The organism is Caballeronia sp. LZ001 (assembly GCF_031450875.1).
In the GTDB taxonomy this organism is placed as follows: Bacteria; Pseudomonadota; Gammaproteobacteria; order Burkholderiales; family Burkholderiaceae; genus Caballeronia.
This window is the reverse complement of record NZ_JARTVX010000004.1, coordinates 4,238,905-4,252,673: the sequence shown is the minus strand read 5'-3', so window position 1 is coordinate 4,252,673 and position 13,769 is coordinate 4,238,905. Positions and strand designations below refer to the sequence as shown.

General features: G+C 62.0%; 17 protein-coding genes and 1 tRNA gene. 5 read left to right on the top strand and 13 right to left on the bottom strand.

Going from position 1 to position 13,769, the window contains the following annotated elements; all coding sequences use genetic code 11:
- Window positions 1-88: 88 nt before the first annotated feature.
- Window positions 89-1,735: a transglycosylase SLT domain-containing protein gene (locus tag P9292_RS30955; protein ID WP_250526050.1), complete on the bottom strand. Its 1,647-nt coding sequence runs from the start codon at window positions 1,733-1,735 to the stop codon at window positions 89-91.
- A 159-nt stretch (window positions 1,736-1,894) separates the two neighbouring features.
- Window positions 1,895-2,722 (bottom strand): hydroxyacylglutathione hydrolase, encoded by an 828-nt coding sequence (gene gloB / locus P9292_RS30950; RefSeq protein WP_309962790.1) that lies wholly within the window; start codon window positions 2,720-2,722, stop codon window positions 1,895-1,897.
- Window positions 2,723-2,739: 17 nt separating this feature from the next.
- On the opposite strand from gloB, the gene P9292_RS30945 reads away from it, so the two are divergent.
- The 5 genes from P9292_RS30945 to P9292_RS30925 all read left to right on the top strand — a co-directional run bounded on the left by P9292_RS30945 (window position 2,740) and on the right by P9292_RS30925 (window position 6,000).
- Window positions 2,740-3,561, top strand: a complete 822-nt coding sequence (locus tag P9292_RS30945; RefSeq protein ID WP_244825765.1) for a class I SAM-dependent methyltransferase — start codon at window positions 2,740-2,742, stop codon at window positions 3,559-3,561.
- A complete protein-coding gene (gene rnhA, locus P9292_RS30940; protein ID WP_244825767.1) occupies window positions 3,561-4,034 on the top strand; it encodes a ribonuclease HI in 474 nt (157 codons plus the stop codon). Before P9292_RS30945 ends, rnhA begins: the two co-directional genes overlap by 1 nt.
- A 29-nt stretch (window positions 4,035-4,063) precedes the next feature.
- Window positions 4,064-4,801 (top strand): DNA polymerase III subunit epsilon, encoded by a 738-nt coding sequence (gene dnaQ / locus P9292_RS30935; protein WP_250509291.1) that lies wholly within the window; start codon window positions 4,064-4,066, stop codon window positions 4,799-4,801.
- A gap of 68 nt (window positions 4,802-4,869) precedes the next feature.
- Window positions 4,870-4,944 (top strand) — tRNA-Val (locus tag P9292_RS30930).
- A gap of 51 nt (window positions 4,945-4,995) precedes the next feature.
- A complete protein-coding gene (locus P9292_RS30925) occupies window positions 4,996-6,000 on the top strand; it encodes a site-specific integrase (RefSeq protein WP_309843871.1) in 1,005 nt (334 codons plus the stop codon).
- On the opposite strand, the gene P9292_RS30920 is transcribed toward P9292_RS30925, so the two are convergent.
- From P9292_RS30920 to P9292_RS30870, 11 genes are all read right to left on the bottom strand, one after another.
- The gene (locus P9292_RS30920) at window positions 5,992-6,276 is read right to left on the bottom strand and encodes a hypothetical protein (protein WP_309843874.1); all 285 of its coding nucleotides are present in this window, start codon (window positions 6,274-6,276) and stop codon (window positions 5,992-5,994) included. The genes P9292_RS30925 and P9292_RS30920 overlap by 9 nt on opposite strands.
- A gap of 142 nt (window positions 6,277-6,418) precedes the next feature.
- Window positions 6,419-7,354 carry a hypothetical protein gene (locus P9292_RS30915; RefSeq protein ID WP_309843875.1) on the bottom strand — a complete coding sequence of 312 codons (936 nt, stop codon included), beginning with the start codon at window positions 7,352-7,354 and terminating at the stop codon, window positions 6,419-6,421.
- Window positions 7,344-7,730: a hypothetical protein gene (locus P9292_RS30910; RefSeq protein ID WP_309843877.1), complete on the bottom strand. Its 387-nt coding sequence runs from the start codon at window positions 7,728-7,730 to the stop codon at window positions 7,344-7,346. Before P9292_RS30910 ends, P9292_RS30915 begins: the two co-directional genes overlap by 11 nt.
- Window positions 7,730-8,212 carry a hypothetical protein gene (locus tag P9292_RS30905; protein ID WP_309843880.1) on the bottom strand — a complete coding sequence of 161 codons (483 nt, stop codon included), beginning with the start codon at window positions 8,210-8,212 and terminating at the stop codon, window positions 7,730-7,732. The genes P9292_RS30910 and P9292_RS30905 overlap by 1 nt, the downstream gene beginning before the upstream one ends.
- 83 nt (window positions 8,213-8,295) lie before the next feature.
- Window positions 8,296-8,928: a hypothetical protein gene (locus tag P9292_RS30900; RefSeq protein WP_309843883.1), complete on the bottom strand. Its 633-nt coding sequence runs from the start codon at window positions 8,926-8,928 to the stop codon at window positions 8,296-8,298.
- Between the two features lie 617 nt (window positions 8,929-9,545).
- Window positions 9,546-10,355, bottom strand: coding sequence for a hypothetical protein (locus P9292_RS30895; RefSeq protein WP_309843885.1), 810 nt, complete (start codon window positions 10,353-10,355; stop codon window positions 9,546-9,548).
- Window positions 10,356-10,579: 224 nt separating this feature from the next.
- Window positions 10,580-10,786, bottom strand: coding sequence for a hypothetical protein (locus tag P9292_RS30890; protein ID WP_309843887.1), 207 nt, complete (start codon window positions 10,784-10,786; stop codon window positions 10,580-10,582).
- 182 nt (window positions 10,787-10,968) lie between these two features.
- Entirely contained in the window at window positions 10,969-11,547 is a 579-nt protein-coding gene (locus P9292_RS30885; RefSeq protein WP_309843890.1) for a recombinase family protein, read from the bottom strand.
- Between the two features lie 499 nt (window positions 11,548-12,046).
- Window positions 12,047-12,169, bottom strand: a complete 123-nt coding sequence (locus P9292_RS30880; protein WP_309962788.1) for a hypothetical protein — start codon at window positions 12,167-12,169, stop codon at window positions 12,047-12,049.
- 18 nt (window positions 12,170-12,187) lie between these two features.
- Window positions 12,188-12,661, bottom strand: coding sequence for a DUF2214 family protein (locus tag P9292_RS30875; RefSeq protein WP_309962786.1), 474 nt, complete (start codon window positions 12,659-12,661; stop codon window positions 12,188-12,190).
- Window positions 12,662-12,712: 51 nt separating this feature from the next.
- Window positions 12,713-13,549, bottom strand: coding sequence for a hypothetical protein (locus tag P9292_RS30870; protein WP_309962785.1), 837 nt, complete (start codon window positions 13,547-13,549; stop codon window positions 12,713-12,715).
- Between the last annotated feature and the right edge of the window lie 220 nt (window positions 13,550-13,769).

Below are 13,769 nucleotides of genomic sequence, written 5' to 3'. Positions count from 1 at the left end.
TTTTTTTGAAATGCCAGTTTAACTGGCGCACCAAAAGAAAACGCCGTCACCTTGGTGACGGCGTGGAATAAACCAAGAAGCACGATGCTTAGTGTTTCGTGGTCTTCTTCGTGGTAGCCCGTTTGGCGGGTGTGGCCGTTTTGGCGACGGCCGGCTTCGCTGCGTAGGACTTGCTGGAACTCGAAACCTTCGTGTATTTCGTCGCCGAATGCGTCGTGGCCTTCGCCGATGCGCTCTTGGCAACCGGAGCGCGCGTACCGATCTTCGTTACGCCGCCCGACGAACGGCTCGACGCCGAAACGGTTTCCAGACGAACCGGACCCGGCTCGGCCGGCACTGCCTTGCCGTACGGCACGTGTAGAACAACGACTTGCCCCGGCATGAAGACTTCGCGATGCGTGCGGTTCCAGGCCCTGATCTGCCCGACCGACACGTTGTAGCGATCCGCCAGCGTCTCGATGGACTGTTTGCGGCGCACGCGGATGGCCATCTTGCGCGTGTCGGGCACGTCGCGTTCGACGGCCAGCATGGCGTTCGAGGCGACATCGGCGCTGATGTCCTCGTCGTCGTCATCATTACGCGGCACGACGATGGTCGAGCCCGGCTTCAGACGCATGCCAGCCGGAATATGGTTCACCGACATGAGCGTGTCCGCATCCACGCCGATCTTCTCGGCAATAGCGGCCGGACGCGCACGCTCGGACACCGTGTAGGTCGTCCAGGACGACAGCGCGCCCGTGTACGAACTCAGATTGCGCTGGAACGTCGCTGCGTTGTCGAACGGCAGCAAGATCTGCGGATTGGTCGCGCCGAGAATGACCGGCTTCGAGAACGACGGATTCAGCGAGCGGAATTCCTCGACACTCATGCTGGCCAACTTCGCGGCCATGGTCACGTCGATGTCGCGCGCGGTCGTGACCGTCACGAAATACGGGTGATTCGGAATGTCGGGCAGCGCAAGGCCATATTGCTGCGGGTTGCTGACGATATTCTTGACCGCCTGCAGCTTCGGCACGTAATTGCGCGTCTCGTTGGGCATGCGCAGGCTTTCGTAGTCCGTCGGTAAACCTGCGGCTTCGTTGCGCGCGATGGCGCGCTGCACATTGCCCTCACCCCAGTTGTATGCGGCGAGCGCGAGATGCCAGTCGCCGAACATGTCATGCAAACGCGAGAGATAGTCGAGCGCGGCGCTGGTCGATGCCAGCACGTCACGGCGCTCGTCCTGCCACATGTTTTGCTTGAGGTTGTAGTCGCGGCCAGTACCCGGCACGAACTGCCACATGCCAGCGGCCTTCGCGACCGACAGCGCCTGCGGGTTATACGCCGACTCGATGAACGGCAGAAGCGCCAGTTCCGTCGGCATATGACGTGCTTCGAGTTCTTCGACGATGTGATACAGGTACTTCTGCGAACGCGCAGTCATGCGCTCCACATACTCTGGGCGCTGCGCGTACCAGTTGACCTGCATGTCGACCAGGTCCGTTTGCAGATCCGGAATCTGGAAGCCCGCGCGAATGCGGTTCCACAGGTCCGACGACCCGACGAGCGAAGTGACAGGCGTCTTGTCGACGTCAATGGTTTCCTTGGCTGCGGCAGTGCGGCGAATGGTGTCCGCGACCTTTTGCTGCGAGGCTTCGGTGGGTGTTGCTGTGGTATTGGAGGTGAGCGCTGTCGGACCTTGACTGGCACACGCGGCCAGTGTCAGGACGGATAGCGCACTAAGTGTTAGTCGCATGAACGTTCCGGCTTCCAAAGAAGACGCTTGGAAATTTGAAGCCGATGGTACGGAACCGCACTTGCAACGTCAATAAGAATGCACGTAATTCCCCTGCAAAATCCTGCATCTATCGGCGTTTCCAAAGTTTCGGATTAAGTTCGCCCTAATTATGAGACATCAGCGGAACTTATCTTTCCAGCCGCGCATCACGCGAAATGCGTCGAGGCGGTCGGAAATCGGCTGTCCGAACTGAGTGGAAAGTGTTGCCTGAATGGCCTTGTCGTCCACGCGCAGAAAGGGGTTGACGCACTTCTCGTGGCCGATGGTCGTCGGCAGCGTGGGCTTGCCGGCCGCTCGCAACGCGACGGCGTCGTCATTCCAGCGCGCGAGCGCCGCGTTATCCGGTTCGCATGCGCGCGCAAAGCGGATGTTCGAAAGCGTGTATTCGTGGGCGCAGTGCACTAGCGTATCGTCAGGCAGCGAGGCGAGCGAATCGAGCGAGGCAAGCATCTGCTGCGGCGTGCCCTCGAAAAGCCGGCCACAGCCGCTTGCAAAAAGCGTGTCGCCGCAAAAGAGATGCGGTGTGCCGCGCGGGTCATGTGCCTGAAAGTACGCGATGTGACCGGCCGTATGGCCAGGTACATCGAGGACGCGAAACTCCAGGGCAGGCTGGTCCACGCGCACGATATCGCCTTCGGATAAGCGCGCAGTCAAATGCTCGATGCGCTCGCCGGCCGGTCCGTAGACCGGCACGCCACCCTCTGCCGTTCGGCTATCGAGCAGTGCTTTGACGCCGCCGACGTGGTCTTGATGATGGTGCGTGAGTAAAATAGCGGTCAGCCGCCAACCGCGTTCGGCGAGATACGCCTCGACGGGCGCGGCGTCGCCCGGATCGATCACGACCGCGTCGCGCGAGTCCGACACGAGCCAGATGTAGTTGTCCTCGAACGCCGGAACCGGAACGTATTCGAGCGAACCCTTAGCATGCGAATCCATAGCGATCATCTAGCGGCAACCCGAACATGTCAGACCGAGTGATTATAGACTGGCCCGCCTGGACAAGCTCCGCACCCGGACGCTATGTGCTCGAGTGGGAACAAGCGCAGCTCGATCGCGTGGTATCCGACATCTTCGGCTATCACGCGCTTCAGCTTGGCATGCCGCAACTCGACGCGCTGCGCGAAAATCGCATGACCGGCCGCGGGCTCGTGCTCGACGCGGAAAGCGGCGCGAGCGCGCCCTACACGATGCCGCAAGCGGCCTCGCGCAGCGTGAGTCCGTTGCCTGCCGCGAGCGCGCCGGAAGGCCGCGCCACGGTCTGGTGCGATTTGCTCGACTTGCCTTTCGAAGCGCAGAGCGTCGATTTGCTCGTGCTGCCGCATACGCTCGAATTTTCGCGCGATCCGCACAGGCTTCTGCGTGAAGCCGAGCGCGTGCTCGTGCCTGAAGGCCAGCTCATCATCCTTGGCTTCAACTCCTTGAGTCTGTGGGGCGCGCGCCAGTCGTTCGGCAAGGTCACGGGACGGCCGTTCGTGCCGGCGGCGCACGAGATGATCGCGTTCACGCGCATCAAGGACTGGATCAAATTGCTTGGATTCGACCTTGAACGCGGACGCTTCGGCTGCTATCGTCCCCCGCTCGTCACGGACAAGTGGCTGCAACGCTATCAATTCATGGAACCCGCCGGCGACCGCTGGTGGCCCATCTTCGGCGCGGCGTACATGATCACGGCGGTGAAACGCGTGCGCGGCATGCGGCTCATCGGCCCGCGCAAATTGAAGAAACCCGCGCTCGCGCCTGGCCTTGCACCAGTCGCCGCACCGCACACTCGCAACGAGCATTGATGACTGACGAATCCGCATCGACGAACGCATCGAACAAAATCATCGACATTTACACGGACGGCGCGTGCAAGGGCAATCCGGGCCCCGGCGGCTGGGGCGCCCTGCTCCGCTTCGGCTCGCTCGAAAAGGAACTGTTCGGCGGCGAAGCCGCGACCACCAACAACCGCATGGAACTGATGGCGGTGATCGCCGCGCTCGAAGCCTTGAAGCGGCCCTGTCAGGCCGTGATCCATACCGACTCGCAATACGTGCAGAAAGGCATCAGCGAATGGATTCACGGCTGGAAGAAGAAGAACTGGATGACGGCAGCGAAGACGCCCGTCAAGAACGCCGATTTGTGGAAGCGGCTGGATGCCCTCGTCGCGCAACATCAGATTGAATGGCGCTGGGTCAAGGGGCACGCCGGGCATCCCGAAAACGAACGCGCCGATGCGCTCGCCAATCGCGGCGTGAGCTCGCTCGCCGATAGCTGAAACATGCACGAACCAACGACACACATCTCATGCGCCAACTGATACTGGACACTGAAACCACCGGCCTGAACGCTCGCACAGGCGACCGGATCATCGAAATCGGCTGCGTCGAACTGGTCAATCGCAGGCTTACGGGTAACAACCTGCATTTGTACGTGAACCCCGAACGTGACAGCGACCCGGGCGCGCTCGCGGTGCACGGCCTGACGACGGAGTTCCTGCGCGACAAGCCGAAGTTCACTGAGATTGCCGCGCAGTTGCGCGACTTCATTAGCGGCGCGGAGTTGATCATTCATAACGCGCCGTTCGACGTCGGCTTTCTCGACATGGAGTTCGCGCTACTCGGCTTGCCAAAAGTGTCGACGATGTGCGCCGGCGTGATCGACTCGCTCGCGCAAGCAAAGCAGATGTTCCCCGGCAAACGGAACTCGCTCGATGCGCTCTGCGACCGCTTCGGCATCAGCAACGCGCACCGCACGCTGCATGGCGCGTTGCTCGACTCGGAGTTGCTCGCGGAAGTCTATTTAGCGATGACGCGCGGTCAGGAAAGCCTCGTCATCGACATGCTCGGCGACCAGCCCGCGCAAGGCACGACAGGCACACCGCGTATCGCGCTCGACGACCTCGATCTCACGGTCATCGCGGCAAGCGCGGACGAGCTCGCGGCGCATGAAGCCGTGCTCTCCGATCTCGACCGAGCGATCAAAGGCACGAGCGTGTGGCGCACGGAACCCGCGCCCGCGGTTAGCGATACGCTCGCCGCGTGACTTTTTCGAATTTGTTCAAAGAAGAGCTTTACGAATCGAGAACGTCCTGACATAATCTCAATCTCTTTGGGTGGTTAGCTCAGCGGTAGAGCACTGCCTTCACACGGCAGGGGTCACTGGTTCGATCCCAGTACTACCCACCAGCATCTAGGGTCCGTCGTCGTTGTCTTCGAGACGTTTTGGAGACACTGACGATGGGCACTATCCAAGTCCGACCCAACGGCGCATACACGGCCAAGGTCAGGCGCAAGGGCTACCCGGCCCAATCCCGAACGTTCATTACCAAGACCGACGCGCAACGGTGGATTACTGAAACCGAGGCGGCAATGTCGCGGTCCTGTTTCGTTGATACATCCGCCGCACGCCAGATGTTGCTTGGCGATGCGTTCGCCCGTTATGCCGCTGAGGTATCCCCGACGAAGCGCGGGGCAGCAGAGGAGCGCGTGCGGCTCGCAGCAATGCAGCGCGACCCACTGGCCGCGTACTCGCTCGCTACACTCAAGCCGTCCGTTATCTCGGCGTGGCGCGACCGGAGACTCCTGACTGTCTCAGGGTCCACGGTCAACCGGGAAATGAACCTCATCCACCATGTGATCGAGGTAGCGCGCAAGGATTGGGACGTTGCACTCCCCTCGAATCCTGTATCAGACGTGCGCCGCCCACGGTCAAACCCCGGTCGCACGCGGCGGCTATCGCCCGCCGAGCAATCGCTTCTGCTGCACGCATGCCGACAGGCCCGCTCATGGTGGCTCGCGCCCCTCGTGGAGTTAGCAATCCATACCGGGATGCGCCAGTCCGAAGTGCGTACGCTGATGTGGGAGAACATAGACCTGCAAAAGCGAGTAGCGATCCTACCCGCTGCGGCAACCAAGACATTAACGATGCGGGGCGTGCCGCTGTCGAGTCGATGCGTTGTCGTCTTCGAATCACTGAAAGGGGCGCGGATCGGGCCGCTGTCCGGGCCAGTGTTTCTCGGCGTGACTCGCGAAGCCGTCAAGCTGGCATTCAAGCGGGCGAGGAACCGGGCCGGGTTATCCGACTTCCGGTTCCACGATACGCGGCATGAGGCCACGTCACGTCTATTCGAACTCGGACTCAATCCTGTAGAGGTGGCGTCCGTGACCGGGCACAAAACGCAGGCCATGCTCGCACGATACACCCACCTACAAGCATCCGAACTGGCAAAGAAACTAGGCTGAGGCGAGGGCGCGGGCCTCGTCAATGTCGGCGTCCGCGCTCAACACCTGCAACGCACGAGCCAATGCCGAAATCCAGCGCGCCCGGTCACGATGCGGGGGCGCGCATACCAAGCGCAAGGTCCGCTCGATCCCGGCCCCATGCGCAAGCTCCGAGACTTCGGCGGAAATGCACCGAAAGCCGCGCTCTACAATCGTGGCAATCACATAGAGCGCGCCGTTATCAGGCTTGCCGTCGATGCGGGAAAGGGGAATAGTGAGGGCGATACGCTGCGTCATGGTGCGGTCCTTAGTGGTTCTGCTCTCGCCGACAATCGGCCAAGCTCGCGTCGCGGTTGTTTGCGCGACATGGGAAGTTTACGAGCGGCTGTATACGCGGGTCAACAAATTTCGCTGTACCCAAAACGGCAGTGATCGCACCTTAGCGGAGTTGATAGTCCGCGATCTTGCTGCTCGATCCCGTCGAGAAGAACCCGTTGGTGCCGCCGCCGAGGCCAGTGGTAAAGCCGTAGGTATTTCCGCCTCCGCTGTAGCCGGTCGGTGCCTTGTACTGGAAAGTGCTCGGGCCGAACAGCGTTGCAGCCGACGAGTAACCCGGCGTGTTGCCGATGCCGCCCGTGATCCCCGTGCCGGTATCCGACTTCGGGCCGGTATTCGATGCGAGGTTCAACTGCCCCATCGCACCGTTCGCAGCGCCGAGCCACGCCTGCGACATGACGCTGAGACTGAACTGCCCTGCACGCAGCGGCGACTGCACGAGCGGCGCGACGTTGATGTTGTAGTCGATGGGTGCGAAGGTCTGCCCTTCGTCCAGCGACATGATCTTGTTCGACACGAGACCCGCACGTTGCTGAAGCATGTCGTACGTCTGGTACTGCGTGTTCTGGTCCGTCGTCGTCTGCGCACGCGCCGCCGTGAGTTGCATGGCGTTTTGAAGCATCCGCGCCGTCGAGCCGCCCACGCCCGCCGCAGCGGCCTGTGCGCGCACTGCGCCAAGCTGCTCGGCAGAGCGAAGCTGGTTCTCCAACGTGCCGTGTACGGCCTGATCCTGAAGCCGCAGGATGTTCGTCGTGATCGCGTCCTCGGCCTTGCCACCCGCTTCCAGCTTCGACTGGTTGCTGATGCTGCGAGTGAGGTTCGACAACGACGCCTGCGCGACAGCAAAGCCGTTGTTGGCTGCGCGCACCGCATTGGCTGCGTCGGCGTTCGCTTGGTTGATCGTGTTCTGCGAATACGTGTTCGCGTTGTCGATCATCCCCTGCGCGTCGTCCGCAGCCTTCTGCGCATACGCAGACAGCCACGTATTCATGAAGCCAGCGATACCGCCAGCCAGTGCTGCCCAACCATTAGCACCCATCTTTCCTCCTTACCTCCTTGTGCTTCAGGGTCAACAGGTCAGCGGACACGGCCATCGCGTTCATCCGGCGCGGGGCTTCGTAGGCCATCGCCTCGGCCAGTGCGAGAATCGTCTCGCTCGGCGGCGTTTCAACCTGATGCCCCTCACGTTGCAGACACCATTCAAGCCGCAGCACGGGATCGACGCGCAGCGCGTGGATTGCGACCAATTTCCGCTGCCACGGCTCAAGCGGGCCGTCCCACGCCTCCATGACTCCCTCGCATGTCATACCCTTGATGGCGTCCGCGTATGCGATCCTGCTGCGCATGAGCGCGTCAGCGTCGCGCAGGTCAGCACGAAGCTCCCGCAGGGCGCGGGCCTTAGCTAGGCGATCCATCAAAGCACCTTGATAGCGGATGCGTCCGTGGACAGGAAGCCACGGCGGCGAGCGAGACACCACCTCTCGAATGCCGCCTGCGGCGTGTCGGCCAATGCGAGGATGTACGCGGGCAGTTTCTCCGGTGCGCGCAGGATAGCTTGCTCCAGCGAGCGGTCGCAATTGTCGAGGGGCTGGATAACCTCGCGGCTATCACGCCGATTCCATGCCGTCACCCGATGCGCCGCCGTCACCTTGCTTCCCTGCTCCCGTCCGCCGTGCGTCAGTCCGATGCTGCGCACTTCCCACTGGGCTATGGCGGCCTCGGCTGCTGCCGCCCCTGCCTGCGCAGCGGCAGCGGCGCGGGCCTGCTGCTCGATCTGCAATTCGGCCAGCCGGTTCTTTGCTGCCTTCAATCGCTCGTACACTGCCACATCCTGCTCCGCTTGTCGGATGGCGTCGCGCAGTTGATCTCCGTTCATGCTCTTTACGTTCGTGCTCATAGCTGTTCCTTTGAATTGGTGATGCCGCTGCGGCCTGCGTAGAGGCTCTACAGCGGTTTGCGTTGGTCGAGGCTAACGAGCCGTTATCGCTCGATTACGTTGCCCGTGGTGGCGTTCTCTGCTGCTCGCTCACGGCCCCATGCCTGCGCGGCGGCGTCACGCTGCTGTAATTCCGCCTTGGCCGCTGCCAGCCCGCCAAAGCCCCGCGACATGCCGGTAACGCCATAGCCCCGCCCCGCGTCGTGAATGTGGTCCTGCCCGTAGCCGAGGTGTACTGCGCCCGCATTGAACGCGTCACTGTTCCCCTGCCCGGTTGCGTCGATACCGACCCGCGCCCCGTCCGTCACGATGTCCGTGAAGCCGCCAAGCGGCGACAGGTCGCCCGTGGCGTTCGCGTACCGGATGGACGGGTCAATGTGGGTCATGGTGATTCGTACCGTACGAGAGGCGGGCGGCGCGTTCCCGTCCGTCACGCTGAATGACGACGCCGTGTTGTATTGCGCCGAGGGGCTGTTAGCCCGAGACATGGCCGAGATCATTTCATGCACGGCCAAGCGTGCCTGCTCAACGGTCACGGGACCGGATGCACGCAGACCGATGGTTGCGAGGTACGCGTTAGGATCGGCGTACAGGTTCACCACCGTCCCGTCCGTTTTGATTGCATACGGCGGCACGTCACGCGTTGCGCCACTGGCGACTCGGAAATTGCGATTCATAGTTTGTAGTCCTTTATTTATTGGTTGTGATTGCACCGGATCGGGTACTGCCTCAGTCAGTCCATCCCGCCCACCGCATAATCTCTAGCACCTCGGGGTACTGCTCGCACAGGCGGTATACCTGCGAGCCATCCAGACGGCTTAGGTCGGGTTGGTTGATGTGATGGGCTACCGAGACAAGGGCAAGCCTGCCCGAGGGGAACTGCGAGGCTGTGAACGCGCCGCAGGTATACGTCTCGCACTCGCCTGCCCGCTCCCGCTTCGCTCGCTCCAGCCGGTCGAGATAGCCAGCCCGCGAGTGTTTCGCAGGAGGGCCGATACCGGAGAGGATCAGGGACCAATCATTGCGATTGGTGGACAGCAGGCAGTCGTAACAATCGTTGCTGCGGACGCGCCGCCGCTGACTACCGCACCGGGCACAGACGCGGCCCATGTACCACGCCCGCCGAGCAATGAACGCTTCCCACCGGTCGGGGTTCGCGACACGCTGGCGAAGTGCCTCGGCAAAGGCTGGATCGCGCTCGCATAGGTCGCGCTGCTGTCGCGTCAGATACTTACCTCGGGGTTGCCTGCCGTGCAAGGTGAAACGGGGATCGTAGTGCGGACCGAGGTGCCGCTCAGTCATACTTGGTCCCCCACTCGCGCAGGTTCTCATCATGTACGGCCTCGGCTTCCCGCCGTCGCTTATACGCCGCCTCGGCATTCTTCTCCCATAGGTCGAGCGTAGCCCGAGTAACGCCAGCGCGCTCCAAAGCCTTAACGATGTTGACGAGCTTCCCACCAGCCTTGACGTACCGCGTCCCGCTTGCGCCCTTGCGTTGAATCGTTAGCTCGTTACCGAACCAGCACACCGTGCCGTCGCCATTGAAATGAAACCGGCCCATCGGGAGATCGTCCCCGGTTACAGCGTCGGCATTGCCTTTCGGCTTCCGGCCTGCTCGAATCAGGGCTCGCACCTTGGAAAGGCTGCTGCACTCGTCTGTAGCACCGTACTCGTCAAGTAGCTTGTTGATTCTCTTCTGTAGGGACGGGCTGAACTCGTTATACCAAGCACTATCCGGGATGTGTTCCTTATAGCCAGCACGTCGCGCAGCCTCGGGGAATAGTTCAGCTATCGTGCCCTTGACCGTCCTGTCGAGTAGGTACGAATCATTCTTCATGAGCGCCGCCGCCTCGAAGATCGCGTCGTAGTATGCCTTCGGCTTCTTCAACGCAACGAACACCTTGGACGGCTGGAGATCGGCACCGTACCGGTCCCGAAGGTACTGGCAGTGTTCCTTGGCAAAGGCATTGATGGCCTTCGCAGCCATGCGCCGACACTCCTCCGTCATTGCGGCTTTCGCTCGCGCTTCGCGCTCGGCGGCCGCTGCGGAAATTTTCTTTAGCTGCTCGGGGGACAGCAGAGAATTCTGGTTCGTATCGGTCAATGAAAAGTTCCCCTCGCTCGATTCCGCGAAACCCTTGTCAGTATTGGGTTCCAGCGATTTGTTATGGAAATTGTTCCCCTTTCCTTGCTTACTCTTTAGAGGAAGTAGAGTAAGCCGAATGTTCCCGAAAGGGTGCCTACGAGTGTGCCGTGCAGGGACGCAGGGCGAACGCGTGGGCATACGCTCGCCTGCAATCGCAGGCCGTTGCCAGAAGCTGACGGCTGTTACAGGTCGAGTGCTCCGGCCTCCAGCGCCGCGTCCTCGTTGAATCGCTTCTTGCGGCCCGCCCTGCTGCGCTTGGCCCATGTGGGAAGGTGGCCCGTGGTTGCCTCGACGGCACGGCGGTACGCCGCTGCGCCGTTGCTGCTCTGCCGCGCAAGGTATTCCGCCTCGGCTGTGTTGTGCTCCAGTGGGTGAACTGCGTTCCGCATGCGTCCTCCGTTCGATGGTTGTGTCGGTAAGGCAACCGAAATAGCTATGTGCCTCATCGGCTTACTCTCCGATAGCCAGACGGGCGCGGCTGAAATAGCTACATGGTTGTGTCAGCTAGTGTCTAAAAGGGCCAGCCGGATCGCTCCAGACTGGCCCCGCGTGCTGACGTGTTACCTGCGGACTACGCCGCCTGTGCCGCCTTCAAGATGGTTACGTGCGTGGTGCCGTACTCCTTGGCTAGACCCCGCGCCGTAGCCCCGGCCTCCAGCCGTGCCCGTATCTCCTGCTTTTGCGCGGGCGTGAATCGCTCGGGTCTGCCGCCGACCCGGCCCTCGGCGCGTGCCCGCTCCAGCCCCGCGTGCGTCCGCTCTACCAACAGATCACGCTCTAACTGCGAGACGGCTGCCAGCACGGTAAGCGTGAACTTCCCCGCAGGACTCGTCAGGTCGGTTCCCGGAATGGCGAGGCAATGCAAGCGCACACCTTTGGCATGCAGGCGCTCGACCGTCGCCAGCACGTCCGCCGTATTCCGGCCCAGACGGTCGAGCTTCGTCACCACCAGCGTGTCACCCTCCTCTAGCTTGTGCTCGACCAGCGCAGCGAAGCCTGCGCGCCCCATCGCGGGCACGGTGCCGCTCACGGTCTCCTCGACAATGCGTCCCTTGGCAATAGCGAACCCGGCCCGCTCTGCTTCTAGTACCTGATTCGTGGTGTCCTGATCCTGCGTGGATACTCGGCTGTAAAGGAAGATGCGTGACATGATCGCCCCGGATAGATAACGTGGTAAGAATAATGACATGGATAGAAACCCGATGCAAGGTGTTTCTTACCGCGTATGCGGCCCCGTTGAGCGTGGGTGTATAACGAACGTTTTCTATCCGCCTGCTAGATAGCCCTGCGGCTCGCGCACAGCTTTGCTGAGGGCCTTGTGCTGCTCGCCGCAACCAAGCGACCAGCAATGCACCCTGCCCGTCATAGCGCCTCTCAGCGCGCTCGCCTCCCACTCCCCGCACTTCCTGGTGAGCAATCGAAGGAGGGCCACACGGGGGAATCCGGGGCGGCACGCGGCGGCGCGCACCTCACGGATTAGCAGGGCAAAATTCGGTCCGGTCTGTTATCCTGCGGCTTCGCGGCGTCAAGCCGTAACCGTCCCGATTGGGGACACTCCGGAGACACGGAGACAGATTCAAGCTGGTTAGCTCAGCGGTAGAGCACTGGAAGGGACGCGCAGCAAAGCGAAGCGGCCCGCCAAGACCCCTTCACACGGCAGGGGTCACTGGTTCGATCCCAGTACTACCCACCACGACAGAGGCAAGCAGTTGCAGTCTGAACTGAATGCCATAAAAAACGGCGCCTTCGGGCGCCGTTTTTTCTTCGTCCACGCGCTTCTCCAGCCGAAGCTAAGACGCCCACACGCCGCGCGCCATTCCGCTTGCGGCAATCGCCATCACGATCACTAGCGCCGCTTCCAGATCGCTCATCCACGCAAAGCGCCGGGCGCGCGTGAGATCGATCGGTCCGCCCTGCGCGAGCGTCACGCGCCAGCGAATCAACGCGAGCATCGGTGAAACTTCGATCAGCAAGATCAGCACGAGCGCGGTCATCTTCAGATGAAAAAGCGGCTCGTGCAAATAGTACGAGCCGCCTTTCTCGAAGCCGCCAAACGCGCGCATCAGCCCGGTGACGATCAGCACAATTGCAGTGATGCCCCACACGGAATCGGAGCGGAACACATCGCGCAGACGCACATCGTTCGCCTGCACCGACTGCGCGACATCAAGCCGCCGCAAGGCGCGCGCACGCGCAAGCACGGCGCCCAAGGCGAAACCGAAACCAAGCAAGTGAAGCGCAGCGAGCAACCAGCGTATCAGCATCCTTCCCTCCATCGAAAACGAGAAGCAAATTCTGCGTTGCCGGCGACCTCGTCAGACTTGCCGCAAGGTCGTGTCGAGTGCGCGCGCCGCGTTGCGGTCGCCGACGCTCGCCAACGGCGCGCGAAATACCGTCTTGCGATTGTGCCCCGCCGCTGCCGGCGAATCCCACAACAGCTCGACCTTCGGACGGCGCGCGAACCAACCCTTCCTGAGTGCGCCATTGCGATGGATCGTCGATGCCGGCGCGGCCGGTTCCGTCGATGGCGCAAGAATCGAGATTTGCGCGGCTTCGTCGGCGACGGGCGCGGGCCACTTCACCGACAACTCCCGCGCATCGTACTGACCGAGCTTGCGGCTTTCCGCCCAGACCATTGCGGTGCGCGTGACGGGATCGAGTGAGATTGCAAAGCGGCCGATGGCAAAGCGCCGCGCCGCGATATTGGTACGCCAGAGCGCACGCGGACGGCATATCCACATCACGACTGCGTAGAGCGCCGGGCCGACCGCTAGCCAGCCGTTGGTCTCGGCGAGCGTGTGTACGAAACGGCGCCAGCCCGAAGCCCAGACGAACGCGCCCACGGAGAACATCGCGAAGGCAAACGCGAGGAGCGCAAGGAAGCGCAGCGCCTGCCGCAGCCATTGTGGCAGCGGATGCAGCGGCCGCTCGATGCGCGCCTTCGCACCCGGCAGCGCGATCAGCAAAAAGATCAGCACGAGATTCAGACACGCCCACGGCGACGATGTCATGGCGCGCAGCGAGGACAGATAGCCCATTTGCGACATCGACAACGCCCAGCGCGCCGCGAGTATGAGTCCGATGGCCCGCAGCGCGAATACCGTGCCGGCGCCGGGCGCCGGGCTCGCGCTGATTTGCTTGGGTATCGCCAAAAGTTGCGCTCCTGTCTTTCATTCGATGCACGCCGTCGCGCACTATCCACGCTAACGGCAATTTCGCTTCGCACTTGACGAAGCCCGGACATTATAGGGAGATTACGATTTTCCTCAGAGGTTTCGCGGACGAAAGCGGCTTAGCGCTCAGATGCGCCATTCAAGTGTGCCATTGCGACAACGCCCCGCGAGCTTGCGGCGCGCGGGGCGTTGTTCGATA

What these genes read in the sequence shown, in the direction of transcription:
- P9292_RS30955 (WP_250526050.1), bottom strand. Translation starts at nt 1,735, where the DNA reads ATGCGACTAACACTTAGTGCGCTATCCGTCCTGACACTGGCCGCGTGT.
- gloB (WP_309962790.1), bottom strand. Translation starts at nt 2,722, where the DNA reads ATGATCGCTATGGATTCGCATGCTAAGGGTTCGCTCGAATACGTTCCG.
- P9292_RS30945 (WP_244825765.1), top strand. Translation starts at nt 2,740, where the DNA reads ATGTCAGACCGAGTGATTATAGACTGGCCCGCCTGGACAAGCTCCGCA.
- rnhA (WP_244825767.1), top strand. Translation starts at nt 3,561, where the DNA reads ATGACTGACGAATCCGCATCGACGAACGCATCGAACAAAATCATCGAC.
- dnaQ (WP_250509291.1), top strand. Translation starts at nt 4,064, where the DNA reads ATGCGCCAACTGATACTGGACACTGAAACCACCGGCCTGAACGCTCGC.
- P9292_RS30925 (WP_309843871.1), top strand. Translation starts at nt 4,996, where the DNA reads ATGGGCACTATCCAAGTCCGACCCAACGGCGCATACACGGCCAAGGTC.
- P9292_RS30920 (WP_309843874.1), bottom strand. Translation starts at nt 6,276, where the DNA reads ATGACGCAGCGTATCGCCCTCACTATTCCCCTTTCCCGCATCGACGGC.
- P9292_RS30915 (WP_309843875.1), bottom strand. Translation starts at nt 7,354, where the DNA reads ATGGGTGCTAATGGTTGGGCAGCACTGGCTGGCGGTATCGCTGGCTTC.
- P9292_RS30910 (WP_309843877.1), bottom strand. Translation starts at nt 7,730, where the DNA reads ATGGATCGCCTAGCTAAGGCCCGCGCCCTGCGGGAGCTTCGTGCTGAC.
- P9292_RS30905 (WP_309843880.1), bottom strand. Translation starts at nt 8,212, where the DNA reads ATGAGCACGAACGTAAAGAGCATGAACGGAGATCAACTGCGCGACGCC.
- P9292_RS30900 (WP_309843883.1), bottom strand. Translation starts at nt 8,928, where the DNA reads ATGAATCGCAATTTCCGAGTCGCCAGTGGCGCAACGCGTGACGTGCCG.
- P9292_RS30890 (WP_309843887.1), bottom strand. Translation starts at nt 10,786, where the DNA reads ATGCGGAACGCAGTTCACCCACTGGAGCACAACACAGCCGAGGCGGAA.
- P9292_RS30885 (WP_309843890.1), bottom strand. Translation starts at nt 11,547, where the DNA reads ATGTCACGCATCTTCCTTTACAGCCGAGTATCCACGCAGGATCAGGAC.
- P9292_RS30875 (WP_309962786.1), bottom strand. Translation starts at nt 12,661, where the DNA reads ATGCTGATACGCTGGTTGCTCGCTGCGCTTCACTTGCTTGGTTTCGGT.